Raw genomic sequence first — 22,937 nt, 5'->3', positions numbered from 1 at the left:
CGGAACGAGATCGAACGATCACATTTTGTATTTGGGGCAGCAACCACCGTTGTGCGAAATAACAACAGGTGACGGCGTTCGGCACCGGATCTCAAATCCTTCGCCGCAATAGAAAAGCAAACTATATTGTGCATAGTTCAGGTGGGCGACGTGGCCTGCCGGAACACACGGAGGTTTCGTTCCTGATGCTCAGGACCGTTTTCGGACATCCGGGGCGCGTCGCGGTCGGTATGGCCGCCGCACTGGCGCTCTCGCTGTCTCCGTCGCTCGCCCACGCGGACGACGCACCGCGCTATCTGCTCGTCACCGGCACCGGTTCCTCGAACATCAGTGTGCTGCGGGTCGACGACAACGGCACGCTCACCCGGGTTCCCGGCGCCCCGTTCGCCAGCGACACCGGGTCGCTGACCCTCGAGCTCACCCCCGACGGCCGTCGCGCCTACGTGGGTCACGTGGTGTCCGGCTCGATCATCGGCTACGACCTCGGTGTCGACGGCGCACTGCACGAGATCGCGGGCAGCCGAAGGGATTTCGGTGCCCCAATCATCGGCGTGACGATCACCCCGGACGGGTCTCGGCTGTTCGCGACGATCGGCACCGTCACCACGGAGGTGCGTTCGTTCGACATCACCGCCGCGGGCGTGCTGGTGCCGACCGGCGCGCCCGCCACCCCGGTGCCCGGCGTGAGCGGGCTGAGCCTGCCGCAGGTCACCCCGGACGGGCGCAACCTCATCGTGAGCACCTTCGTCGGCGCATCGGTGACCAGCTACGCGATCGGCGCCGACGCCTCGCTGACCCAGGTCGGTGCCACCATGGCCACCGGGGAACGGCCCGCGCTGCCCGCCGTCACCCCGAACGGCCGCTACCTCTACCTCAGCAACGAGGGCAGCGGAACTCTGTCGGGCTACGTGATCGCCCCCGACGGCAGTCTCTCGAACGCGCCCGGATCGCCGTACCCGACCGGCGCGACACCGCACGGCTCAGCGATCACCGCCGACGGCACCCGCATGTATGTGCCCGCGTCGACCGGTGGCCAGGTCGACGGGTTCCGCATCGGCGCCGACGGCGCGCTCACCGCGCTGCCCGGCTCGCCCTACAAGACCCCCGACGGTGCGATGCCCGGCCGTCTCGTCTTGAGCGCGGACGAGCACGAACTGTTCGTCATCGACACGCTCACGCTGCAGGGTCCGGCCCGGGTGCACACCTACACCGTCGCCGCCGACGGCAGTGTCGCCCCGTCGGGTCTGCCCGCGGCGGACACCGGCGTGACCTTCCACGACGGCCCGTCGGCCCATCTGACCCCCGCACGATGATGCCACGCGGCGGGCCGCCCGGCCCGCCGCGACCGCGTCGCCCGCACCCTCCGAGGAGAACCGCTGTGCCATCGGCCGTCGTCGAGCCGAGCGCCGAGACCACCCGCGCCCGCCGCCGCCCGTTCCGTGACCGCTTCGGCACGAGTGTGCGTACCCGCATCATGGCGATCGCGCTGGTGCCCAGCGCCGTGCTGTTCGGCACCGGCGCCGTCGCCGTGGCACTGGTCGGGTTACAGGCGCAGTCGGTGAAGGAATGGGCGGACTATCGCGGATCGGTCATCGACCCGTTGCTGCGCTTCGTGACCGCGATCCAGGCCGAACGGCTGGCCAGCGTGACCGCCCAGGCGCCCTCGCCCGCCGCCGCGGCGGACCTGCGGGCCAGCCGCGACGACACCGATCGCGCGATCCAGGAGACCGTCCGCATCGCCTCGTCGGCGCAGCACATCGACCAGAACACCGGCGCCGAATCCATCAGGGCGCTGGGCGATCTCATCGGCCGGATGCAGGTGATCCGGGAATCGGTCGACAGCAGGCGGGCCACGACGGGCGATGTCGACCAGTATTTCACCGATGTCATCGCCGCCATGCTGGCCTCCGGCCAGGATTCCGCGCGGTACAAGTCCTCGGACACCACCACCATGGACGCCGAGCTGACCTCGATCGAACTGCTGCGCGCGGCCGAAGGCCATTCCCGCGTGGTGGGTCTCGTCGCCGCCGGCGCCGCGCACGGCATGCCGACGCTGCGGGAGCGCCGCACGCTCGCTCAGCACATCGGCGTCTACCGCAAGCAGTTCGATCTCGTCGACACGCGGCTCTCAGCCGAGGTCAGGGCGAGTGTGCGCGCGCTGACCGCCGGGTCCGACTGGCGCTTCGGCACGGCGGGTGAGGACGAGATGTCCGAGCGCGGCGATCTGACCATGCCGACCGAGGAGTGGCTGGCCGCCGAACGCGCGGTCGACACCCGATTGATCGCGGTGATCCGCGACCAGTTCCGGGTGACGGTGGACGCGACCAGCGGCGCTGCCGACCGCATGCTGAATCGGCTGATGGTGATCTCGGGCGTCATGCTCGTGGTCACCCTCGCGGCAGTGTCGATCTCGTTGGTGCTGGCCAATCGCCTGGTGCGCCGGCTGAAGGCGCTGCGCTCGGCCAGCCTGGGCCTCGCCAATGATCGTCTGCCCGAGCTGATCCGGCGCATCCATCACGGCGATCAGGTCGACGCGGAGTCCGAGACCGCGGTGGTCGACGGTGGTCGTGACGAGATCGGTCAGGTGGCCGCGGCGTTCGCGGTCGCGCAGCGCACGGCGATCGAGACGGCGGTGGGGGAGGCGAGTACCCGCAAAGGGTTCAACAAGGTGTTCCTCGATATCGCGTTCCGCAGTCAGGCGTTGGTGCGCAGGCAGTTGGATGTGCTCGATGTCGCCGAGGCCCGGCAGGACGATCCCGAGGATCTGGAGCTGTTGTTCCAGCTCGATCATCTGGCGACGCGGGCCCGCCGCAATTCGGAGAACCTGCTGATTCTCGGTGGTCGTGCGCCGGGGCGGCGGTGGCGGAATCCGGTGGCGCTCGAGGAGGTCGTGCGGAGCGCGGTGTCGGAGACCGAGGGGTATGCGCGGGTCAGCGCGGTCCGGCTGCCCGCGGTGAGTGTGCTCGGCAGCGCGGTGGCCGACCTCATCCACCTGCTCGCCGAACTGATCGACAACGCGGCGGCGTTCTCGCCGCCGGAGGCGCCGGTCTCGGTGCACGGCAACGCCGTCGGCAGGGGAGTGGTCGTCGAGGTCGACGATCAGGGTCTGGGGATCGTGTTCGAGGAGCGTGAGCGGCTCAACGCGCTGCTGGCCGAGCCGCCGCAGTTCCATGAGATGGCGCTGGCGGGGCATCGGCATCTGGGGTTGTTCGTGGTGAGCAGGCTGGCGGTTCGGCACGGTGTCACGGTGACGTTGCAGGAGTCGCCCTACGGCGGGGTGAAGGCGATCGTGCTGGTGCCGTGGGCGGTGCTCGAGGCCGGCGACGACAACCCCACCACCGCGGTGGAACCGGTGACCACCCGTGACCTCGGTTCACGCTTCCCCGAAGCCGCCGCCCTGCCCAGGCCAGCGCCCGCGCTGCCCACCGGGCGCAACGGATTCGCGGCCGCCATGGCACCCCACGGCTCGGACGACGCGCCCGCCGACCGCAGACCCGCCCTCCCGCGCCGCGATCGGCTGACCCACCTCTCGCCGCAACTGAGTGTCGAGTTCGAGGAAACCGGCACGCGCACAACGGCTCCCGAGCCACCGGGGCGCACCAGGGGGCCCGAGAAGATCCGCGCGGCGATGAGTTCGCTGCAACACGGCACGCGAGAGGGTCGCGGCCGCCCACCCCATACGCACCCGTAGAACGAACGGTCGGAACATGAACGAGGACATGATGGTTCGCCAGCCCCCCGCGGGAACCCTGGACTGGCTGCTCACCACCCTGGTGAAGAACACGTCCGGCGCCGAGTCCGCGGTGGTGCTCTCCGCCGACGGCCTGGCACTGGCCGGTTCGGTCGGGATCGAGCGCGAGGACATCGAACACCTGGCGGCGATGGCGTCGGCGCTGCACAGCCTGGCCCGCGGCGTCGGCACCCGCTTCGGCAAGGGCGCGCTGCACCAGACGGTGATCGAGCTCGAGCTCGGCTATCTGCTGGTGACCGAGGCCGGTCAGGGCGCCTGCCTGGCGTTGCTGGCCGACGCGGACGCCGATCTGGGGTTGGTCGCCTACGAGATGAACGTGATCGTCGGACAGGTGCGCGACCATCTCTCGGCGTCACCGCGGAGTTCGACGACGCGAGCGTCGCATCTGTCGTGAGCGGGGGACCGGAGGACGCGTGGGGCTACGAGGACGACGATCCGGGACCCCTGGTCCGGCCGTTCGCGCTCACCCGCGGCCGGGCGGGCAAGGAACTCCAGGATCTCGACATCCTGACCCTGGTGATCTCGGTCGGCTACGACGCCGACGTCGCCCAGCTCGACCGCGAGTACGCCGAGATCTTCCGCCTGTGCAGGCACCGTCCGCTCTCCATCGTCGAAATCGCCGCGCACCTGGGGTTGTTGCTGGTCACCGTCAAGGTGCTGGTCAGCGATCTGATCTCGGCGGGCTATGTGATCTTCCGATCCCCTCCACGGGCCGATACCGGCCCCGACCCCGAACTCCTGCAGGCGGTACTCGATGGCATACGCAATCTCTGACGGCTACAGCTCCCCGGCGATGTCGGCCGAGCTGGCCGTGAAGGTCCTGGTGGCCGGTGGATTCGGCGTGGGCAAGACGACGATGGTCGGCGCGATCAGCGAGATCACCCCGCTGCGCACCGAGGAACAGCTCACCGAGCTCAGCTCCTCGGTCGACGACCTGCGCGGCATCGAGAACAAGCGAACCACCACGGTCGCACTGGATTTCGGCCGGATCACCATCAACCCGCGGGTGATCCTGTATCTGTTCGGCACGCCGGGACAGGACCGGTTCTGGTTCCTGTGGCCGGAATTGTCGCGTGGCGCGCTGGGCGCGGTGGTGCTGGTCGACACCCGCAGGCTGGCCGACAGTTTCGCGGCGGTGGACTATTTCGAGTCCCGGCGGATTCCGTTCGTGGTCGCGGTGAACTGCTTCGACGGCGCGGATCGCTACGAGCCCACCGAGATCCGTGCCGCGCTGGGGATACCGACGCATGTGCCGATCCTGCTGTGCGACGCGCGTGACCGGGCGTCGTGCAAGGAAGTCCTGGTGTGTCTGTTCGAATACATCACGGCGAACACCAGCGCTGTTCGTGATCGGTCAAGCTGAATATATAAAGCGCGCAATAACTATGGGCGCATCACTATGCACAATATATTGTTGGCTCGGCCCGGAGATCCGGGCAGTCATTCAGCGAAAGGTGAACCATGAGCGACCTGCTCGACCTCGTCCGCACGCATTACGCCGGCCTGGAGACCGGTGATCTCGACCTCGCCGCGAGCCCGTTCACCGACGACGTGGCGGCCGAGTTCCCGTCCGGTCCGCTCGCCGGTATCGAGGCGCTGCGCGGGCTCATCGGCGCCTTCATCGCCGCCTTCCCCGGCATGCGGATCGAGCGCCGCAACACCTGGGTCGACGGGGACACCGCGATCGCCGAGATCGTCTTCACCGGCGTCCAGACCGGTCCGCTGGCGACCCCGGACGGCGAAGTACCGGCGTCCGGGCGGACCGTGACCTTCCCGCTCATCGACACCTTCACCCTGCGGGACGGCAAGGTCGCCGAGCACCGGGTCTACTGGGACAACGTCAGCTTCCTGACGCAGCTGGGTCTGCTGCCCGGCCAGGAGTAGCCCCGGCCATCGGTACCGCGAAACCCCTTCGGCTCCGCCGCGGGGGTTTTCGTCGTCTGCGCTGGTCAGCGGCTCGACAGTGTGCAGATTCCTGGACAGTTCGGTGGGCTGTCCGAGACATAGCCTCCCAGGTATGACCTCTGATTCAACGTCGACAGGTGGTTCGGGGAGGCGGCGGGCAGCCTGGGCACTGGCCCTGGCGGCGACCGTTCTGTCCGGCGTCACCGCGGTCGGCCCCGCCTCGGCCGACAGCTCCGGATACCACATCTACGCGCACGGCTTCCTCAGCGACGGCATCGCCGGCTACAACGCCGCCGACACCGGGCAGCCCACTCCGATCGGGGCGAAGGTCCCGTCCGGAATCCTCAACTGGCCCCAGGCGGCGACCCCGGACGGCCGGTTCCTGCTGGTGGCGCCCGGGTCGAATCCGCAGCTGATCCCGTACGCGATCGGCGCCGACGGCGAACTGTCCGCGGGCACGCCGCTGACGATGCCCGATGTCCCCGTCGACATCACCTTCTCGCCGGACGGCCGCTTCGCCTACGTCGTCGTCGGGCTGCACAGCGCCCGGGTCGTGCCGGTCCGGATCGGTGCCGACGGCACCCTCACCCGGCACGGTGCGGGGACGCCGTTCGGGGAGCTGGTCGACGGGATCTCCTCGGCCACCGTCTCGCCCGACGGTCGCCAGCTCTACGCCGCGAGCCTGCTGCTGCGGCAGCTGCTGGTGTTCGACATCGCTGCCGACGGCACCGTGTCGCCGGCGAAGCAGCGGGTCGACACGGGGCTCAATCCGATCTTCCCCCGGGTCACCCCGGACGGTCGTCATGTCTACGTCATCAACGAGATCAGTGGCTCGGTCTCGGGTTTCACCCGGGCCGAGGACGGGTCGCTGGCCGAGATCGCGGGCTCGCCGTTCCGCACGGGTCTGCTGCCACACGTCACCAGCATCACGCCCGACGGTCGGTTCCTGTATGTGCCGAACATGGGGTCCGGGCACATCAGCTCGTTCCGGGTCGAGCCGAACGGCGTCCTGACCCCGCTGCCCGACGTCGATTTCGCGCCGGGGCAGCCGGGGGTGTTCGCCGAGTCCTCGGCGATGTCGCCCAGCGGCGAGGTGCTGTGGGCACTGGGGACCGACCCGCTGCGCGGCGGTGAGGAGATCCTGCGCCGCTTCACCATTGGCGCCGACGGCGTCCTCGATCTCGACGAATCGACCGCGATCTACACCGGCACCTACTTCGCCGACGGGCGCACGATGACCCTGGTTCCGCGCCGCTGACACCCTCCCGAAGCACCCTCCGGCGCCGCTCGGAGGGTGCTTCTGTGTTCCCGATCTATAAGGAGCATCACCGCAGCTATTCAAGTAAATTGATCAATTCGGTTGTATGGTTTCGACTATGGCCAACGACCGATCGACCGCCCGCGAGCTCGGTGAAGTGCTCCAGCCCATCGCTCGACGGCTCCTGGCCGGGCGATCGATCTCGGTCGGCAAGCTAGGCGTGATGAGCTACCTGGCCAAGCACGGCCGGGCGACCGCTACCACCCTGGCCGCCGAGCAGACCGTCAGCCCGCAGGCCATCGCCACCGCGGTGCGCGAACTCGAAGCCCTCGGCCTCGTCGTGCGCACGCCCGACGGCGAGGACCGCCGCAAGATCTGGATCGCACTCACCGACGGCGGCCGGGAACGGCTCGCCGACGAGCGCGCGGCCGGGCTGGACTGGCTCGACCGCGCCCTCGCCGACCGGCTGACCGCCGACGAGCGAGCGCGTCTCGAGGCCGCCCTCCCCGCCCTGCGGAAGCTGGTGGACGCCGGGCCGCCCGCATGAGGGCCGGGCCGCGCAGGCTGGCCCCCGCGCTCGTCTACACCGCGCTGACCTCGGCCATCGTCAGTTCCCTCGGCATGCTGCTGGTCCCGGCGATCTCGCACGACATGCATGTCGACGTCAGTGCCGCGCAGTGGATGCTCACGGTGAACCTGCTGGTCGGCGCCGTGACCACGCCGATCATGGGCAGGCTCAGCGACGGCCCGCACAAGAAGCGGCTGCTGCTGTGGTCGCTGGTCATCATTCTGGCCGGCTCGCTCGTCGCCGCGCTGGCGCCGAACTTCACGGTCTTCCTCGTCGGCCGCGCCCTGCAGGGCCTGAGTTACGGCATCGTCCCGGTGACGATCGCGCTGGCCCGCCGCTATCTGCCGCCCGACCAGGTGCGCAACGGCATCTCGACCCTGTCGGTGACCGTCACCAGCGGGCTCGGTCTCGGCTATCCGCTCACCGGTATCCTCGCCGACCTGTTCGGCTACCGCTTCGCCTTCTGGGCCGCGGCCCTGTTCCTGCTGTCGACGGTGCTCGTCGTCTGGCTGGTGGTGCCGGACGGGCCCGACGAGCGCGCGCCGCGCACGCCGTTCGACCTGCGCGGAGCGGTGCTGATCGGGGTCGGCCTGGCGAGCCTGCTGCTCGTCGCGGGCGACGGCGCGCGCTGGGGCTGGGGTTCGCCCGCGACGATCGGCCTGTTCCTGATGTCGGTGGCGATCCTGGTGGTGTGGGGCCTGGTCGAACTGCGGACCCCGCATGCCCTGGTCGACCTGCGGGTGCTGCGCACCGGCGACGTGCTCGTCGCCAACGGCACCGCGATCGGGCTCGGCGCCGCCATGTACGCGTGTCTGTCGATCGCCAGCCTGATCGCCCAGGCGCCGACCGCGACCGGGTACGGGGTGGCGCTGCCGCTGTTCTGGGCCGGCTTCGTCATGCTGCCGCTGTCGATCGGCAGCTTCGCGGCCAATCGGGTGGTGCGCGTGATCTCGGCCCGTATTCCCATGCGGGCCCTGCTGATTCCCGGCTCCGCGCTGGTCACCGCGTCCAGCCTGCTGCTGTGGATCGCCCACGACGAACTGTGGGAGATCCTGGTCGGCATGTTCGGCTTCGGCATGGGCATCGGTACCACCTACGCCGCCATGCCAGCGCTGATCGCCCGCAGTGTCGCCGACCGCGAACTCGGCAGCGCGGTGAGCTTCAACCAGGTGCTGCGCACCGTCGGCGGCTCCTTCGGCAGCGCCATGTCCGGCGCGGTCCTGGCCGCCCACCTGGCCCCCTCCGGCTACCCGACCGCCACCGGTATCGGCATCGGCCTGGCGGTCGGCGCCGTCGGCTGCACCGCGGTCCTGGCCGTGCTGTCGGCCACCCACGTGCTGACGCGACAGAAACAACCGTGACCGCGCGGAACCTTCACAGCGGCCACTGCACGTGCTCGACCTCGAAGAACTCGCGAAGTCCTTCCTCACCGCCCTCCCGGCCGATCCCGCTATCTCTTCGGGACATAAAAACCCCTGGGTGATGGCGGGATTCACCGGTGATATGGGTAGTCGACTACGCGTGAGGCCGGTGGGTGGGGCGACGACGATGGCGTGCACATCCATCGCCCAGCCAGGTCTCGGGAGTGATCGCTATGACTGCCACCCACACGCCGTCGACAGCCGTGAACTCGGCGAACGAAGCCGTGCCACGGACCGGCTATGAGCCGGGCTTTCTCGCCACCAGGATCGAGGTGCCCGAGCTCGACGCCGGGATCGGCGGTGACGCGGTGCGCCTCGACGGGTCGGTGGTCATTCGGTACACCCACTTCTCGCTGGCGCTCAGTGCCGCGCGGCGCTTCGCCTTCTGGGTGGCGTGGAATATCGACGGCGCGTCGATGAAGCGCATCGACCGGACCGGCATCGAGTTCGTCAAGGACCCGCGGCTGCCGGCGCAGGTGCAGGTGGGCAACGAGCTCTACCTGCGTAATCGGCTCGATCGCGGGCACCTCGCGCGACGGGCGGATCTGCTGTGGGGGAGCATGCCCGAAGCCGAGAAGGCCAATGTCGACTCGTTCTTCTACACCAACATCACCCCGCAGATGGACGACTTCAATCAGAGCAGCCGCAACGGTGTGTGGGGACAGCTCGAAGACGCCGTGTTCGCCGATGTCGACATCGACGACCTCCGGGTGAGCGTCTTCGGCGGCCCGGTGTTCGCCGCCGCCGACCGCGTCCACCGGGGCGTCGCGTTGCCCCGGGAGTACTGGAAGGTGATCTGCTTCGTCGAGGGCGGTCGGCTGAAGTGCCGGGCCTTCCTGCTCTCGCAGCGGCTCGACCAGCTCGAGGCACTCGAGCTCGACGAGTTCAGGGTCTTCCAGGTGTCGGTGACCGAGCTGGAGCAGCGGACCCACCTGCGCTTCCCGGACACCGTGCGCGCCGCCGACACCGTGACCGTCACCGAGTCGGCCGCACCGCCCGCGCCGCTGACCTCCACCGCCGACATCACCTGGTGACGGTCGCCGCGCACACGCTTCTACGATGGAGCGATGATTGCCGCGGTCCTGTCGTTCACTCTCGCCGCGGTCGTCCTGGTACTGCTGCCCGGCCCGGACACGCTGGTCGTGGTGCGCAGTCTCGTCCGGGGCGGCCGCCGGGCCGGGATCCGCACGGCTGCGGGGGTGCTGTGTGGGTTGACGGTCTGGGTCGTCGCCGCGGTGCTCGGACTCTCGGCGCTGCTGCGCGCCAGCGAAGTCGGGTACGAGGCGCTGAAGATCGTCGGCGCCTGCTATCTGGTGTGGATCGGGGTGCAGTCGCTGAAGGCGCTGCGGCGGCCGGTCGGCGCGGAAGTTCTCGACCCGGCGGGGTCGACGGCGCCGCTGGACCGGGTGGGCAATTTCGGCGCGGGCTTCCTGACCGACATCCTGAATCCGAAGATCGGCGTCCTGTTCGTCAGCTTCCTGCCCGGGTTCGTCCCCGACGGCTACTCGCCGGTGTGGACGACCCTGGGGTTGGGCGCGGTGTACATCGTGCTGACCGCGCTCTACTGCGCCGCGCTCGTGGTCGCCGCGGGGTCGATCTCGACCTGGATGCAGACCGAGCGCATCCGCCGCCGCATCGACGCGCTCACCGGTCTGGTGCTGGTCGGGTTCGGTGTGCGCCTGGCGACCGAATCCTGACCGCGCTCAGTGAACCCGTTCGTCCGGCGTCGGTTCCGGCTCCGGCGGATGACGTTGCAGTTCCAGCCAGTAGCTGATCACCACCACGGCGTAGCCGGACACCAGTGAGCCCACGGCCAGTGCACAGAGCCCGCCGATCACGGCCAGCGCTGTCACCACGTTCCTCCCGACCGGCCGTGGCGGTCTCCGCGCAGCCGGTCCGATCGAGCGCGCTTGGCCGCATCCGCCAGATCGGCGATGTCGAACGCCAGCGAGCGGCCCTCCCGCACCAGCTCACGACCCGAATCGGCGGCTGTGCGCCGGATTTCGCGTTGATGCGCGGCCACCGCGGCCCCCACCTCCCTGGCGAATTCGCCGAACGCCGCCAGATCCCGCGCGGCCAGCTCGACCCATTCGCCTACTACCGTTGACACCAGCAACCTCATCGTCGCCACCCCGCCGGAATGTTGAGTGAACAGTTGTGCACTGACATCACTACGCTATCCGGTAACGGAGGTACCGGCAAGTTCTACCAGGCGCCGGAGCGACGACGCAGTCCCGGTGCCCGGCACCGGGACTGCGTCGTCGGCGGGATCAGGGCAGGGGAACCCAGGTGCCGAAGAACCAGAAGCCGTGCTGGGGCGCCTGGTCGCGGTGTTCGGGGCGGTGTTCCTGCTGGGGGCGGTGTTCCTGCTGGGCCTCCGGTCGCGGCTGGTCGTGGCCACCCGGATCGGCACTCGCGACGCCCGCCGCCGCACCGGCCACCCCGACGGCGAGGGTGCCGGCGACCGCGGTCTTGGCCAGTGTCGACTTGATGCTCATGCGGATTCCTCCTGTCGTTCGACCCGGGGGAGTGGGTCGGCGGTCAGCGGTGTGCTGAACCGATAGGAGAACCCTCGTCCCCGAAGCTGGGGACCCGGTGGGCCGTGGGTGTGGGTGAGCTGTGAATCCGACGCGCAGTGGACTCCAGGCGCGGCGCTCAGGGCATTTCGACGGTCTCGGCCCTGGCGATCTCGGTGATGGCCCGCAGCACGGACTCCCCGGCGGGCACCCGTGCGGTGGTGGCGAGGTGGTCGATCAGCAGGATCGCCGCGGGCCGGGGGTCGGTCGGCGAGCGGTCCTCGCCCTCGTCGATGCCCAGTGCGCCGGTCAGCGCACCGACGACGGCGGCCGGGTCCAGGCGCGGCAACCAGACCACCGACTTCCGTACCACCGCCTCGAGGACCGCGCGGACATCGTCACCGGAGAGACCGTCCGGATGGGCGATCTCCAGCAGTTCCCGCACCACCGCCGCGAGCACCGCGCTCACCTGATCGGCGGGCAGTTCGGCGAGATCGCCGGTCGCGGAGACGAATCCGGGCTCGTCGGCGGCCTGTACGGCGAGCAGGGCGGCCTCGATCGCGGTCGCGATCGCGCGGGCCGGTGCGGGCCACTCGGTCGGCCACATGGCGCTGTCCTCCTCGCGGTTCGATACGCCGCGCACGTCCGTGCGCGGGCAGGTGCCAGCGTAGCGAGCGCCGGTGGCGGGCTCGCGAGGTCCGTGCGAGCCACCGGGATCGGTTATCCTGGAGGCGATCTCAGGAAGGCTGCACATGCCCATCAGATTCCGTCAGCGCAAGTCGTTCGGCCCGCTGAAATTCAACTTCACCGAATCCGGCCTCTCCTCGTGGAGCATCAAGATCGGCCCGTGGACCTGGAACTCGCGCACCAGGAAGAACAGCGTCGACCTGCCCGGTCCGCTGAGCTGGCGCCAGCGCTGACCCACGCCCAGCGGTCGCGTCAGCCGGCGAGGGTGGTCGGCTGGTTGACGATCGCCGTCATGATCGCGACCGCGTGGGTGAGCACGGTGAGGTCCTCGTCGGAGAGTTTGGACAGCTGCTCGGTCAGCCACTCCTCGCGGGCCTGGGCCTCGTCGGAGAGCAGGGCCAGGCCGGATTGTGAAGCGGCGATGATGATCTGACGGCCGTCGGTCGGATGCGGGGACCGCTCCACCAGGTTCATATCGGTGAGCGAGGCGATGACGCGGGTCATCGACGGCGGCTGCACGCACTCCCGGCCCGCCAGCGTGCCCGGAGTCATCGCGCCCTCCCTGGCCAGCGTGGACAGTGCCGAGAGCTGCGTCAGGGAGATGTGCGGATCGGCGCGCCTGCCGCGCAGACGCCGCGCGAGCCGGACGGTGGACAGGGAAAGGTCACCGGCGAGAGCGCGGGTGTCCGGCAGAGGCGTGGTCATACCCATGAACTTTACGAACAAAACCTCCTCGGCGGCTACCGATCGGGGGGACCGGGGGCGAGACCCCCGGCACACCGCCGCCGACAGGCGAGCTCAGCTCGCGGCCGGGCCGTAGTCGAGGTGGACGACGCCGTTGTCGTAGACGTCGGTCGAGAGCAGCGCGAGGGGGGTCTGTTCGCCGCCGACGAAGAACCGCTCGCCGGTGCCGAGCGCGATGGGGTACACGAACAGGTGCAGGTGGTCGACCAGGCCGTCGCGCAGCAGCGCGCGGACCAGCGTGCCGCTGCCGCTGATGTAGATGGTGCCCTCGGTCTCGTCCTTGAGCTTGCGGATCACGTCGGCGTCGTAGGCGCCCAGACGCACGCTGTTGGCCCACTCCTCCTTGGGCTCCTGCGATCCGACGATGTACTTGGTGGTCTCGTTGAAGAACGGGGCACCCGGATCGTCCTCGACCGTGCGGGTCGACCACGCGGGGGCGAACATCTCGAAGGTGTTGCGGCCGAGCAGGATCGCGGTGGCGTCGCCGGTGATCGCGCCGAGGGTTTCGCCCATCTTCGGATCGAATCCGTAGGCGACGGTGAACGACGGGTCGTCGTACATGCCGTCGAGCGCGATGAACTCGTGTACTGCGATGCTGCCCATGATGGTGTCCCTTCGGTGGTTGTCGTCAGCGGTGCTTCGCTGTCGAAAACTACCTTGCCGGAACCGCCTTACGGTTTGTTTACGGTGGCGCGCTGGCGATCGGACACGGTGCGCGGCAGCGGCGGAAGACCCCGGACAGAACAGTCCCCGGTAGCCTCGATCGTCACCACGAACCTCAGTCGTCGCTGACTGTTCTGGTACCCGATCGGCTTGCCGGGGGCCTGGGCCGGAGCCTGGGAATCAGTCACCACTGTCGACAGACGTCTCCGTCGGCTGCGCGGCTATTTTCCGGTGTTCCGGTATGTATCCAGTCTTCTCCGGATTCCGCCGCTGTCAATACCTGCGCCTACCCCAATGTGGCGGAAAAAGGGCATTGTGCGGAGGGTGGGCGTGGAGGACAGTGGGTATGTCCGGTGGTGCCCACCGGGGCGCCGCCTTTACCCAGGTAGGAGGTGGCTCGTGTACGCACGTTCAAGCACAATCGCGGCTCAGCCGTCGTCGATCGACGGCGGGATCGCATACCTCCGCAACGACATCATGCGGAATCTGCCCGAAGTCGAGGGCTGGGTCGGTCTGTCGCTGATGGTGGACAGGGCGACAGGACGCTGTATCGCGACGACCGCGTGGGAATCCGAGGAGATGATGCAGGCCAGCAGGCCGCGCGTCCAGATGTGGCGAGACGGCCTGGCCCAGGCGCTGAACGGGCCGGTGGACAAGGTCGACGAATGGGAAGTGGCGGTCATGCACCGCGATCACCTGGCCGGCGCGAACGCGTGCACCCGGTGCACGTGGGTGCAGGTCGACCCGTCCGCGATCGACGGCGCGATCGAGACGTTCAAGGCACAACTGCTGCCGGAATTCGAGAAGCTCGACGGCTTCCGCAGCGCCAGCCTGTTCGTCGACCGGGCCACCGGGCGTGGTGTCGGCTCGACCGTCTGGGCGAGTCGCGAGGAGCTCGACAGCAGCCGTGAGCACGCGGACCGGATCAGGGCGATGGCGACCCGGGTCACGGGCGCGCGCATCGTCGACGTGGCGGAATTCCGGCTGGGATTCGCGCACCTGCGGGTGCCCGAGATGGTGTGAATCCCGATCACCGCACGGCACGCCCGTACCGTGGACGCCATGGGCGAACGTGTGGTGGTCATCGGTGGCGACGCGACGGGAATGGCCGCCGCGTCGCAGGCCCGCAGACTGCGTGGCGCCGACGAGCTCGAGATCGTGGTGTTCGAGAAGGGGTATCACGCCTCGTATTCGGCGTGCGGCATCCCCTACTGGGTGAGCGGGGACGTCGGCGAGGTCGACGATCTGATCGCCCGCACTCCCGCCGAACACCGCGATCGCGGGATCGACCTGCGCCTGCGGACCGAGGCGATCGAGATCGATCCGGCCGGTCGCCGGGTGCGCGCGCGTGATCTCGGCACCGGCGCGGAATCCTGGACCGACTACGACGGCCTCGTGCTGGCGACCGGCGCGACACCGGTTCGGCCGCCGCTGCCCGGAATCGATGCCGACGGCGTGTACGGCGTGCAGACCATCGACGACGGGCAGGCCCTCATCGACGGGCTGGCCGCGGCGCCGGGGCGTGAAGCGGTGGTCGTCGGCGCCGGGTACATCGGCGTCGAGATGGCCGAGGCGCTGGTGGTGCGCGGCTTCCGGGTCACCATGGTCACCCGGGGTGCCGAGCCGATGTCCTCGCTCGATCCCGATATGGGCGCGCTGGTGCGGAAAGCCATGGAGGGGATGGGCATCCGGGTCGTGCCCGACGCGGAGGTCACTGGGCTGCCGACCGGCGCGGACGGCCGGGTCCGCGCGGTGGCGACCGCCGATGCCGAGTATCCGGCCGACGTGGTGGTCCTCGGGATCGGCGTGCGCCCGGCCACCGAGCTCGCGCGCCGCGCCGGGCTGCCCCTGGGCGAATCCGGCGGTCTGCTCACCGACCTGGCGCAGCGGGTGCGCGGATACGACGAGATCTGGGCGGGCGGGGATTGCGTCGAGGTGCTCGATCTGGTGTCCGGGACGTCGCGCTATGTGCCGCTCGGCACGCACGCCAACAAGCACGGCCAGGTCATCGGATCCGGTGTCGGCGGCGGCTACGCCACCTTTCCCGGTGTCGTCGGTACCGCGATCAGCCGGGTGTGCGATCTGGAGGTGGCGCGCACCGGCCTGCGGGAGAAGGACGCCGAACGCGCGGGGTTGCAGTTCCACGCCGTCACCATCGAATCCACCGGCCGCGCCGGCTATTTCCCCGGCGCCGCCCCGATGACGGTGAAGATGCTCGCCGAACGCCGCACCGGCCGGCTGCTCGGCGTGCAGATCGTCGGCCGCGACGGCGCCGCCAAGCGCATCGACACCGCGGCCGTCGCGCTCACCGCGCGGATGACGGTGGAACAGGCGATCTCGCTCGATCTCGGCTACGCGCCGCCGTTCTCGCCGGTCTGGGACCCCATCCTGGTCGCCGCGCGTGCCGCGGCCCGCGCGGTGGTGCGCGGCTAGGAACAACCTCAGCCGGACTGGGTCGCGAGGTAGATGAGCAGGGTCAGTCCCAGGGCGAGGGCGCCGAGCACACCGCCGACCAGGGTGTCGGCGCGATTGTCGGCCTCGCCGCGTTCGATGCGGTCCCAGCCGAAGAACGCGGCCGTCACCGCCGCCACGGCGGTCGGCGCCGCCAGGAACTCGCCGGCGAAGGGGATGAACGAGAGTACGAACGCGACGATGCCGAGCACCAGCGCCAGCAGTCCGACACCGTTGCGCGGGGGCGGCGGGACCTGGGGGTCGGGCATGCCACGAGGCTAGCCGGTGTCGCGGCTCGGCGTGGTCCCAGCCGGCGCCGGACCGCGCGTCAGGAGAACACGGCGACCAGGAAGTCCGAGTCGTCGGCGAACGGCCGCAGATCCCAGGTCGACAGCAGCAGATCGACGGTGAGACCGGCGGATTCGGCATCGGCCAGGAATTCGGTGAACGCGTAGCCCCGGTCGGCGCCGAATCCGACGACCACCCGGCCGCCCGGACCGCGATGCCGGGCGAAGGCCGTCAGCACCGCCGACCGGGTGGCCGGCGCGAGGAAGGTCATCACATTGCCCGCGCACACGATCACATCGAAGTCGCGGGTGGGCAGATCCAGTTCGGCGAGGTCACCGACCAGCCAGGTCGGGCCGGGATGATCCGCGCGCGCCGCCTCGATCAGCACCGGATCGCCGTCGACGCCGACCACGGTGTGCCCGGCCTCGTGCAGGTAGCCACCGATCCGGCCCGCCCCGCAGCCCGCGTCGAGCACCCGGCGCCCGCGCCCGAGCATCGCGTCGATCAGGCGTGCCTCACCGACGATGTCCTCGCCCGCGGCCGCGAGGTTGCGGAAACGCTCCACGTACCAGCTCGAATGCGCCGGGTCGGCGGCGGTGAGCTCGTCCCAGCGGCTCGGGGTGCGCTTGCTCGGCGACGCGCTCATGCTCGGGTCCTCCTCGGGTCGACCCGCTCGACCCTACGCCGACCGCGATCACTGACTCGGCTGCGGCAGATTGCACGCGGAGATCCGGGGATTGGCGCCCAGATAGTTGAATGGTCCGGCGAGGACCGTGACGGCGATCGTGCCCAGCCCGCCGCAGTCGGTCGGCGGGTTCGCGAAGTACTGGCGTTGCGACGCCGCCAGCAACCCGAGCCCGAACCAGACCAGCATCAGCGTCGACAGGAGGAACTTGGCGATCTGGTGCGATGGCCGAGCGTGGATCTCTCGAACCTCGCGAATCTCTCGATTCCGTCGATTCCGGCGACCGCTCATCGTCATCGCGTCCTTCCCGTTTCCGAGTAGCTCGCTGATACTCCCTGTGACCAGGGCCGATCCTGTGGAACCACCGACACGCGCGACGCTCAGTGCTATCAACAGTGCAGCCCGGCGCCCGGACAGTCAACCGTTAAGGGGTGTCGCGACCGGTGGATCCGGCGGCCGCGGAAAAGTGGTGGTCAAATCCCACGACTCGGCACGGTTGTGGGACAGAATGTCGCCATGCGGACATTTGCCGGGATGTTGCACGCTGTTGTCGCCGGAGTTCTGGTCGTCGCCGCTGGTCACGGGGTCGCGGGCGCCGCGCCGTCGGGCAGCGCCGCGCTCGACCAGCTGCCCTGGACCGTCGGTCCGGAGGGAGTGCAGGCCACCGGGGCCGCGCTGGCCGACGGGCTCACCGGAACCGTGGTGTGGTCGCGCAACGCGCACACCCCGGTCCCGATCGCCAGCATCACCAAGGTGATGACGGCCATCGTCGTGATCGCGGGCAACGATCTCGAACGGCCCGTGACGGTGCCGAACGAGGCGTTCGCCTACTGTGCCAGGCACAACGGGAGCACCGCGGGCCTGGCACCCGGCGAGGTGCTCACCGCCCGCCAGCTCCTGTACGGGCTGATGCTGCCGTCGGGCTGCGACGCCGCGTACGCGGTCGCCGAGTCCTTCGGGCCGGGGCAGGACGCTTTCATCGCCAAGATGAACGACACCGCGCGCCTGTTGGGCTTGGCGGGAACACAATTCACCGATCCCAGCGGCCTGCCGAACCCCACCGACGACTCCACGCATTCGACCCCGGTGGACCTCGTCGCGATGGGCGTGCGCGCGATGAGCCTGCCGGTGTTCCGCGAGATCGTCGCCGCGCGAGACTATTTCGTGCCGGCCGGACCGGGGAACCGCGAGCATCGCTGGGAGACGACCAACCGGCTGCTGCGGGAATACCCCGGCACCATCGGCATCAAGACCGGCAACACCGACGCGGCGGGCCACTGCCTGCTGTTCGAGACGGTCCGGGCGGGCATCCCGGTGATCGGCGTGGTGCTGCACAGCTCGCCGCACAGCAGCGTCGCCGCGAAGGAAGACGCCGAGCGCCTGCTGAACTGGGCCTACGACCCGATCATGCGCGTGCTGCAACCGGCCTGACGACCAGCGCGCCGATGTCGGACGGTGTTCCTACACTGTCCGGCGTGACGCTCTCTCCCGCCGACCTCGTCGGCTACACCGAACGCGACCTCGACGCCGATCTCGCCCGCTGGTTCCCGGACGCCGAACCCGTCGTCGTCCCCGGCGGAACCCGTTCGGTCGCACCGTTTCTCGACCGGCTTGCGCCCGCCGACGCGGCTGCGCTGGCCGCCTTCGACCGCCGCGTCCGCTCCGGGCGGCTCCCGCAGTTCCTCGACATCTTCGACTGGTCCTACGCCTTCGATTTCGCCGCCAACGACTGCGCCATCCTCGACGCCGACTACACCACCGCGCTCACCGACGACGACGTGTTCTCCGTCGGCGCCGACGGCGGCGGCAATCTCTATGTCGTGCTCACCACCGGCCAGATCGCGGTGTGGTTCCACGAGGAGGAGGTGCTCGAGGGCGGCACCCGCTTCGACAACCTCGACGTGTTCCTCTGGTCGTACGTGCGCTACCGGGCGGTGCGCGCGGGCCGGCTCGCGCCCGCCGACGTCGAGGCCGACTTCACCGCGCTCGGCCAGGACGGCGCGCTCGCGCGGGATCTGGGTCTGCTGGCGATGATGTCCTAGCCATCCGGCTCGCTCAGGCGCGCGGTGCCCCCGCGGTGAAGGCGTTGTAGAGGACGCTGAGATCGAGGGACTCGATCGGGCTGGTCGGCGGGCGCGGCGTGCGGTCGATCTGCCGGTGCAGGGCCTCCATCTTCTCGTCCAGCTGGGTCGCCACCTCGGCGGCCTGCGCGAGGTCGCTGCGCAGGTTCGGCGGCACCTCGCCCCGGTACTTGTAGTAGATCTTGTGCTCGAGGCTGGCCCAGAAGTCCATCGCGATGGTGCGGATCTGGATCTCCACCGGCACCCGCTGGGTGCGGTCGGAGCGGAACACCGGGATCGAGACGATCAGGTGCAGGCTCTGGTAGCCGTTCGGCTTGCGGTTCGTGATGTAGTCGCGCTCCTCGAGGACGGTGATGTCCTCCTGACCGGCCAGCATGTCCCGGATCGTGCCGATATCGGAGATGAAGCTGCACACCACCCGCACCCCGGCGATATCGAGCACGTTCTCCCTGATCGCGGCCAGGTTCATCGCGTAGTTCTTGCGCTGCACCTTCTCCAGCACGCTCTCCGGTGACTTGAGCCGGGAGCCGACGTGCTCGATCGGGTTGTACTCGTGGGTGTTGTTGAAGTCCTCGCGCAGGATGTTGATCTTGGTGGTGATCTCGTCGATCGCGAACTTGTAGCCGAGCATGAAGTCGACGAACTGTTCGCGCAGATCGCGGATGTCCTCGACGGTGGCGTGCGCTCCGTTCCCGGGCGGGCCGTCGTCGGCGTTGGGGTCGAGCTGCCAGGTTTTCATCGCCCTCCATTGTGCCCGCATCGCCGGGGTGCTCCGGCGGGCGCGGGTAGGGTCGGTGCCACCATGATGCTCACCGATCGCGTCGCGCGCGGGATCGCGTCCGGCGACGTGACCCAGGTGTTCCGCCGCTGGGCCCGTCCCCGGGTTCGCGCCGGTGGCACGCTGCGCACCTCGGCGGGCACCGTCGAGATCACCGGGGTGGACCAGGTCGAAGCCGGTGCCATCACCGACGCGGACGCGCGGGCGGCGGGCGAGACGGACGCCGACGCCGTGCTGGCGGCCTTTCGCGGCGCGGCGCACTATCCCGTCTTCCGGATCGCGGTCCGCTTTCTCGGTCCCGACGACCGGATCGCGCTGAGCGGCCGTACCGATCCGGACGCGCACGAGGTGGCCGAGATCACGGCGGCACTGGCGCGGTTGGACCGGGCCAGTCGACGGGGGCCGTGGACGGCCGCGGTCCTCGACGTCATCGTGGCCCATCCGGGTCGGCGGGCCGGTGACCTCGCGGATCTGCTCGGCCGGGACCGGGAATCGCTGAAGCTCGATGTCCGCAAGCTGAAGAATCTCGGTCTCACCCGCAGCCTGGAGGTCGGCTACGAGATCTCGCCGCGGGGGCAGGCGTATCTCCGCGCGACCGGGCGGTGATGGGAAGATACGCCGATGTTCCAGATATTGCTGGTCGGTGCGCTCCTCGGGCTCGTGCACTGGCTGCTGTACCGGCGATTCGGCGTCGCCACCGGACTCGGGCGCGCCGCGCGCCGGGCGCTCGCGGTCCTGCTGGTGATCCTGTGGATTCCGCCGGTCGTCGCGGTCGGCGCGGGCAACGTCTACTCGCCGGAGCCGGTGCGGCCGATCGTGTGGTGGGGTGAGGTCTGGTTCGCGGTGATCTTCTACCTGCTGATCGGGCTGCTGGTGCTCGGCGTGGTGCTCGTGGTGGCCCGGCTGCTGAAGTTCCAGCACCGTCGTGGGCTGACCCAGGTGGCCTCGGCGGTGCTTGTCGTCGCTTCGCTCGGGACGGTCGCCTACGGCGTCACCGAGGCGAACGACCTGCGGGTGGTCGAGACCGAGCTGTCCTTCGCCGACCTGCCCCGCTCGGTCGACGGGCTGCGGGTGGCGGTCGTCGCCGACATCCACGTCGGCGCGGCCCGTGGCGCCGGCTTCACCCAGCGGGTGGTCGACCTGGTCAATGCCCAGCAGCCCGATGTGATCGTGCTGCCCGGCGACCTGCTCGACGGTTCGGTCGCGTATGTCGGCCCCGATATCGACCCGCTCGCGGGGCTGCGCGCGAAGTACGGGAAGTTCGTCGTCGCGGGCAATCACGAAGGGTACGTGGACCGTCCGGACAACTGGCTCGACTACTACGACACCCTCGGACTCACCACCCTGCGCAACAGCCACGTCCCGCTGACCGTCGGTGACGGCGCCATCGACATCGCCGGGGTCTACGACTTCGACGCCACCGATCCGGCGCCCGATGTCGACGCCGCCCTGGCCGGACAGCAGCCGGGCCGGTTCACGGTGCTGATCGCCCACCAGCCCCTGCAGGGCACCGGGGCGAGCGAACGCGGCGTCGACCTGCAGCTGTCGGGGCACACGCACGGCGGTCAGATGTGGCCGCTGAGGTTCCCGGTCGGCTGGATCAACGGCACCGTCGCCGGCGTGAGCCGCATCGGCGACATGCAGATGTACACCACCCGCGGTGTCGGCGCGTGGGGTCCGCCGGTGCGCGTCGGCGCGCCGCCGGACATCACCGTGGTGACGCTGCGGGCCCGCTGACGATCGGTCAGCCGTGGCGCCGGAAATCCGGCAGCTGCCAGGTGCCGTCGAATGCCGGGCCGTCGGGGCCGTAGATGCGGAAATAGGTGAACCAGCCGGTGCCCGGGGTGGTTTGGATCCACCGGTCGATCGGGGTGTTCGGCGGCGGCGTCGGCCCGAAGTACAGGGTCAGCGGCTCGGTGGTGTCGACGTCGGCCAGCTCGTACAGGGAGCGCAGCGCGGGCCGGTTCAGCGGCGAGCGCAGTTCGCTGCGGGTGCGCGCGTCGTAGGCGGTGATCGACCAGAACAGTGTCGCCGGAACCGGTTGCCCGACGGTGAGGCTGTAGTAGCCCGCGCCCTCGAGATAGGCCCCGGCGGAGTCGCGCAGCCCGAGCCAGTACAGCGAACCCGCGCCGGGCGTGCGCGCGAACATCGCCGGTGACTCGATCTGGGCCTGGTAGAACCACTTCTCGCGCGCGTACAGATCGGTGTAGCCCACGGCGTCGAAGGTGCCGTTCTCCGGGCGCAGCACGGCCCACTCCCAGCGGCTGTCCGGCCACACCTGCCGATCCGGCCTGCGATCGGCGAACGATTGCACGCACAGGTGCAGGTGTCCGCGCCGGGCCGCGTCGGTGAGAATGGCCGTCATCCGCCGATCGGGCACGAACGGGAGGTCGCGCGCGATCCCGAGCGTCGCGAGTTCGCCGTACTGGTAGCGATAGTCGGGGTTGGGCGGCTCGGAGTTCAGGATCTCGTGCAGGATTCGCCAGTAGTCGAGCGTCTCCTCCCACCGCACCGGGGTGAAGTCCAGCCCCTTCTGTTCCGAAAGATCCACCCACTCCAGCGGATTCGACTCGGCGTCGGCGCCCAGCGGATACACCCGCACCTGCTGGATGAGCGCGATCGCGGGGTCGACCTCGGCGCCGTGCGGCAGCGCGCGGACGAGGACGAGCACCCGGTTCGTCGTCGCGGTGCCGGTGAAATAGCCCTCCGGCACCGGCTCGTCGTAGCCGGGCGGCAGCAGCAGGTGCTTGCCGCCCTCGGCCCCCGCCGGTCCGGGCAGCCCCAGGTCGAGCACCCAGAGCTGGTTGAGGTCGTTCGCCGTGCCCATGAGCGTGCCGGGCGGCACCTCGATGACCATCGGCCCGGCCGACAGATCGATGGTGAGCCCGGCGTAGGGCGTGTCGGAATTGGCGGTGAAGACGTACTGATCGGGGCTGCCGACCAGCAGCACCATCACCCGATTCGGCACCGCTCCCGCCGCGAGATTCTCCCGCCACGTCGCCTCGAGCGAGACGGTGGGGAAGAAGAACCGGTACATCGCCAGCGCCCGCTGGTAATCGAGTTCGTCATAGGCGCGGCGGACAGCGTCCGGGCTGGGAAAACCGCCACGAATGTACTGCGGTGCAGTCATGCCCGACCTCT

At 69.6% G+C, this 22,937-nt stretch carries 29 protein-coding genes; 18 read left to right on the top strand and 11 right to left on the bottom strand.

The window, feature by feature from the left end:
• Positions 1 to 185: 185 nt before the first annotated feature.
• The 11 genes from ACFYWJ_RS27330 (at position 186) to ACFYWJ_RS27280 (ending at position 10,600) form a co-directional block, all read left to right on the top strand.
• On the top strand, positions 186 to 1,313 hold the full coding sequence (locus ACFYWJ_RS27330; RefSeq protein WP_355282424.1) for a beta-propeller fold lactonase family protein: 1,128 nt from the start codon (positions 186 to 188) through the stop codon (positions 1,311 to 1,313).
• 65 nt (positions 1,314 to 1,378) lie between these two features.
• On the top strand, positions 1,379 to 3,691 hold the full coding sequence (locus ACFYWJ_RS27325; protein ID WP_355282427.1) for a nitrate- and nitrite sensing domain-containing protein: 2,313 nt from the start codon (positions 1,379 to 1,381) through the stop codon (positions 3,689 to 3,691).
• A 31-nt stretch (positions 3,692 to 3,722) separates the two neighbouring features.
• Positions 3,723 to 4,145 carry a roadblock/LC7 domain-containing protein gene (locus ACFYWJ_RS27320; RefSeq protein ID WP_378831785.1) on the top strand — a complete coding sequence of 141 codons (423 nt, stop codon included), beginning with the start codon at positions 3,723 to 3,725 and terminating at the stop codon, positions 4,143 to 4,145.
• Positions 4,142 to 4,525 carry a DUF742 domain-containing protein gene (locus tag ACFYWJ_RS27315; protein ID WP_355282433.1) on the top strand — a complete coding sequence of 128 codons (384 nt, stop codon included), beginning with the start codon at positions 4,142 to 4,144 and terminating at the stop codon, positions 4,523 to 4,525. The genes ACFYWJ_RS27320 and ACFYWJ_RS27315 overlap by 4 nt, the downstream gene beginning before the upstream one ends.
• On the top strand, positions 4,506 to 5,114 hold the full coding sequence (locus tag ACFYWJ_RS27310; RefSeq protein ID WP_355282435.1) for an ATP/GTP-binding protein: 609 nt from the start codon (positions 4,506 to 4,508) through the stop codon (positions 5,112 to 5,114). The genes ACFYWJ_RS27315 and ACFYWJ_RS27310 overlap by 20 nt, the downstream gene beginning before the upstream one ends.
• Positions 5,115 to 5,212: 98 nt before the next feature.
• Positions 5,213 to 5,635 (top strand): nuclear transport factor 2 family protein, encoded by a 423-nt coding sequence (locus ACFYWJ_RS27305; protein ID WP_355282438.1) that lies wholly within the window; start codon positions 5,213 to 5,215, stop codon positions 5,633 to 5,635.
• A 133-nt stretch (positions 5,636 to 5,768) separates the two neighbouring features.
• Entirely contained in the window at positions 5,769 to 6,914 is a 1,146-nt protein-coding gene (locus ACFYWJ_RS27300; protein WP_355282441.1) for a beta-propeller fold lactonase family protein, read from the top strand.
• A 118-nt stretch (positions 6,915 to 7,032) separates the two neighbouring features.
• Positions 7,033 to 7,461 (top strand): MarR family transcriptional regulator, encoded by a 429-nt coding sequence (locus tag ACFYWJ_RS27295; RefSeq protein ID WP_355282444.1) that lies wholly within the window; start codon positions 7,033 to 7,035, stop codon positions 7,459 to 7,461.
• Complete coding sequence (locus ACFYWJ_RS27290) at positions 7,458 to 8,843, top strand: MFS transporter (RefSeq protein ID WP_355282446.1); 1,386 nt, start codon at positions 7,458 to 7,460, stop codon at positions 8,841 to 8,843. Before ACFYWJ_RS27295 ends, ACFYWJ_RS27290 begins: the two co-directional genes overlap by 4 nt.
• Before the next feature lie 233 nt (positions 8,844 to 9,076).
• Positions 9,077 to 9,937: a DNA/RNA non-specific endonuclease gene (locus ACFYWJ_RS27285; RefSeq protein ID WP_355282448.1), complete on the top strand. Its 861-nt coding sequence runs from the start codon at positions 9,077 to 9,079 to the stop codon at positions 9,935 to 9,937.
• A 33-nt stretch (positions 9,938 to 9,970) separates the two neighbouring features.
• The gene (locus ACFYWJ_RS27280; protein WP_355282450.1) at positions 9,971 to 10,600 is read left to right on the top strand and encodes a LysE family translocator; all 630 of its coding nucleotides are present in this window, start codon (positions 9,971 to 9,973) and stop codon (positions 10,598 to 10,600) included.
• 6 nt (positions 10,601 to 10,606) lie between these two features.
• Here ACFYWJ_RS27280 and ACFYWJ_RS27275 read toward each other — a convergent pair whose 3' ends face one another.
• From ACFYWJ_RS27275 to ACFYWJ_RS27260, 4 genes are all read right to left on the bottom strand, one after another.
• On the bottom strand, positions 10,607 to 10,756 hold the full coding sequence (locus ACFYWJ_RS27275; protein WP_355282452.1) for a hypothetical protein: 150 nt from the start codon (positions 10,754 to 10,756) through the stop codon (positions 10,607 to 10,609).
• Positions 10,753 to 11,013, bottom strand: a complete 261-nt coding sequence (locus ACFYWJ_RS27270; protein ID WP_355282455.1) for a hypothetical protein — start codon at positions 11,011 to 11,013, stop codon at positions 10,753 to 10,755. The genes ACFYWJ_RS27275 and ACFYWJ_RS27270 overlap by 4 nt, the downstream gene beginning before the upstream one ends.
• A 160-nt stretch (positions 11,014 to 11,173) precedes the next feature.
• Positions 11,174 to 11,401 carry a hypothetical protein gene (locus tag ACFYWJ_RS27265; RefSeq protein ID WP_355282458.1) on the bottom strand — a complete coding sequence of 76 codons (228 nt, stop codon included), beginning with the start codon at positions 11,399 to 11,401 and terminating at the stop codon, positions 11,174 to 11,176.
• A 157-nt stretch (positions 11,402 to 11,558) separates the two neighbouring features.
• Positions 11,559 to 12,026 (bottom strand): hypothetical protein, encoded by a 468-nt coding sequence (locus ACFYWJ_RS27260; protein WP_355282461.1) that lies wholly within the window; start codon positions 12,024 to 12,026, stop codon positions 11,559 to 11,561.
• A gap of 145 nt (positions 12,027 to 12,171) precedes the next feature.
• On the opposite strand from ACFYWJ_RS27260, the gene ACFYWJ_RS27255 reads away from it, so the two are divergent.
• Positions 12,172 to 12,339: a DUF4236 domain-containing protein gene (locus tag ACFYWJ_RS27255; RefSeq protein WP_218721039.1), complete on the top strand. Its 168-nt coding sequence runs from the start codon at positions 12,172 to 12,174 to the stop codon at positions 12,337 to 12,339.
• Positions 12,340 to 12,358: 19 nt separating this feature from the next.
• Here the strand turns inward: ACFYWJ_RS27255 and ACFYWJ_RS27250 are convergent, their stop codons facing one another.
• The gene (locus ACFYWJ_RS27250; RefSeq protein ID WP_355282463.1) at positions 12,359 to 12,811 is read right to left on the bottom strand and encodes a MarR family transcriptional regulator; all 453 of its coding nucleotides are present in this window, start codon (positions 12,809 to 12,811) and stop codon (positions 12,359 to 12,361) included.
• A 93-nt stretch (positions 12,812 to 12,904) separates the two neighbouring features.
• The gene (locus ACFYWJ_RS27245) at positions 12,905 to 13,453 is read right to left on the bottom strand and encodes a dihydrofolate reductase family protein (RefSeq protein ID WP_355282466.1); all 549 of its coding nucleotides are present in this window, start codon (positions 13,451 to 13,453) and stop codon (positions 12,905 to 12,907) included.
• A gap of 459 nt (positions 13,454 to 13,912) precedes the next feature.
• On the opposite strand from ACFYWJ_RS27245, the gene ACFYWJ_RS27240 reads away from it, so the two are divergent.
• Both ACFYWJ_RS27240 and ACFYWJ_RS27235 read left to right on the top strand, forming a co-directional pair.
• Complete coding sequence (locus ACFYWJ_RS27240) at positions 13,913 to 14,536, top strand: hypothetical protein (RefSeq protein WP_355282469.1); 624 nt, start codon at positions 13,913 to 13,915, stop codon at positions 14,534 to 14,536.
• Between the two features lie 39 nt (positions 14,537 to 14,575).
• Positions 14,576 to 15,946, top strand: a complete 1,371-nt coding sequence (locus tag ACFYWJ_RS27235) for an FAD-dependent oxidoreductase (RefSeq protein ID WP_355282472.1) — start codon at positions 14,576 to 14,578, stop codon at positions 15,944 to 15,946.
• 8 nt (positions 15,947 to 15,954) lie between these two features.
• On the opposite strand, the gene ACFYWJ_RS27230 is transcribed toward ACFYWJ_RS27235, so the two are convergent.
• Genes ACFYWJ_RS27230 through ACFYWJ_RS27220 form a run of 3 tightly spaced genes read right to left on the bottom strand, consistent with a single transcriptional unit; the run spans position 15,955 to position 17,228 of the window.
• On the bottom strand, positions 15,955 to 16,233 hold the full coding sequence (locus ACFYWJ_RS27230; protein ID WP_355282475.1) for a hypothetical protein: 279 nt from the start codon (positions 16,231 to 16,233) through the stop codon (positions 15,955 to 15,957).
• A 59-nt stretch (positions 16,234 to 16,292) separates the two neighbouring features.
• Positions 16,293 to 16,898, bottom strand: coding sequence for a class I SAM-dependent methyltransferase (locus ACFYWJ_RS27225; RefSeq protein ID WP_355282478.1), 606 nt, complete (start codon positions 16,896 to 16,898; stop codon positions 16,293 to 16,295).
• Between the two features lie 48 nt (positions 16,899 to 16,946).
• Positions 16,947 to 17,228: a hypothetical protein gene (locus tag ACFYWJ_RS27220; protein ID WP_355282481.1), complete on the bottom strand. Its 282-nt coding sequence runs from the start codon at positions 17,226 to 17,228 to the stop codon at positions 16,947 to 16,949.
• A gap of 243 nt (positions 17,229 to 17,471) precedes the next feature.
• Between ACFYWJ_RS27220 and ACFYWJ_RS27215 the strand changes: the two genes are divergently transcribed.
• Positions 17,472 to 18,368: a D-alanyl-D-alanine carboxypeptidase gene (locus ACFYWJ_RS27215; RefSeq protein WP_355282483.1), complete on the top strand. Its 897-nt coding sequence runs from the start codon at positions 17,472 to 17,474 to the stop codon at positions 18,366 to 18,368.
• Between the two features lie 44 nt (positions 18,369 to 18,412).
• A complete protein-coding gene (locus ACFYWJ_RS27210; protein WP_355282486.1) occupies positions 18,413 to 18,979 on the top strand; it encodes a hypothetical protein in 567 nt (188 codons plus the stop codon).
• Between the two features lie 13 nt (positions 18,980 to 18,992).
• Here the strand turns inward: ACFYWJ_RS27210 and ACFYWJ_RS27205 are convergent, their stop codons facing one another.
• Positions 18,993 to 19,757, bottom strand: a complete 765-nt coding sequence (locus ACFYWJ_RS27205; protein WP_355282489.1) for a GTP pyrophosphokinase family protein — start codon at positions 19,755 to 19,757, stop codon at positions 18,993 to 18,995.
• Between the two features lie 63 nt (positions 19,758 to 19,820).
• Here ACFYWJ_RS27205 and ACFYWJ_RS27200 point away from each other — a divergent pair, with 63 nt between their 5' ends.
• Positions 19,821 to 20,402, top strand: a complete 582-nt coding sequence (locus ACFYWJ_RS27200; protein WP_355282492.1) for a hypothetical protein — start codon at positions 19,821 to 19,823, stop codon at positions 20,400 to 20,402.
• A 15-nt stretch (positions 20,403 to 20,417) separates the two neighbouring features.
• Complete coding sequence (locus tag ACFYWJ_RS27195; protein ID WP_355282495.1) at positions 20,418 to 21,533, top strand: metallophosphoesterase; 1,116 nt, start codon at positions 20,418 to 20,420, stop codon at positions 21,531 to 21,533.
• 7 nt (positions 21,534 to 21,540) lie between these two features.
• On the opposite strand, the gene ACFYWJ_RS27190 is transcribed toward ACFYWJ_RS27195, so the two are convergent.
• The gene (locus ACFYWJ_RS27190) at positions 21,541 to 22,926 is read right to left on the bottom strand and encodes a DUF1254 domain-containing protein (protein WP_355282497.1); all 1,386 of its coding nucleotides are present in this window, start codon (positions 22,924 to 22,926) and stop codon (positions 21,541 to 21,543) included.
• Between the last annotated feature and the right edge of the window lie 11 nt (positions 22,927 to 22,937).

It is taken from the genome of Nocardia sp. NPDC003269 (assembly GCF_042888005.1).
Lineage (GTDB): Bacteria > Actinomycetota > Actinomycetes > Mycobacteriales > Mycobacteriaceae > Nocardia.
Note: the sequence above shows the minus strand (reverse complement) of the source record. Positions and strands in the feature narration are given on the sequence as shown.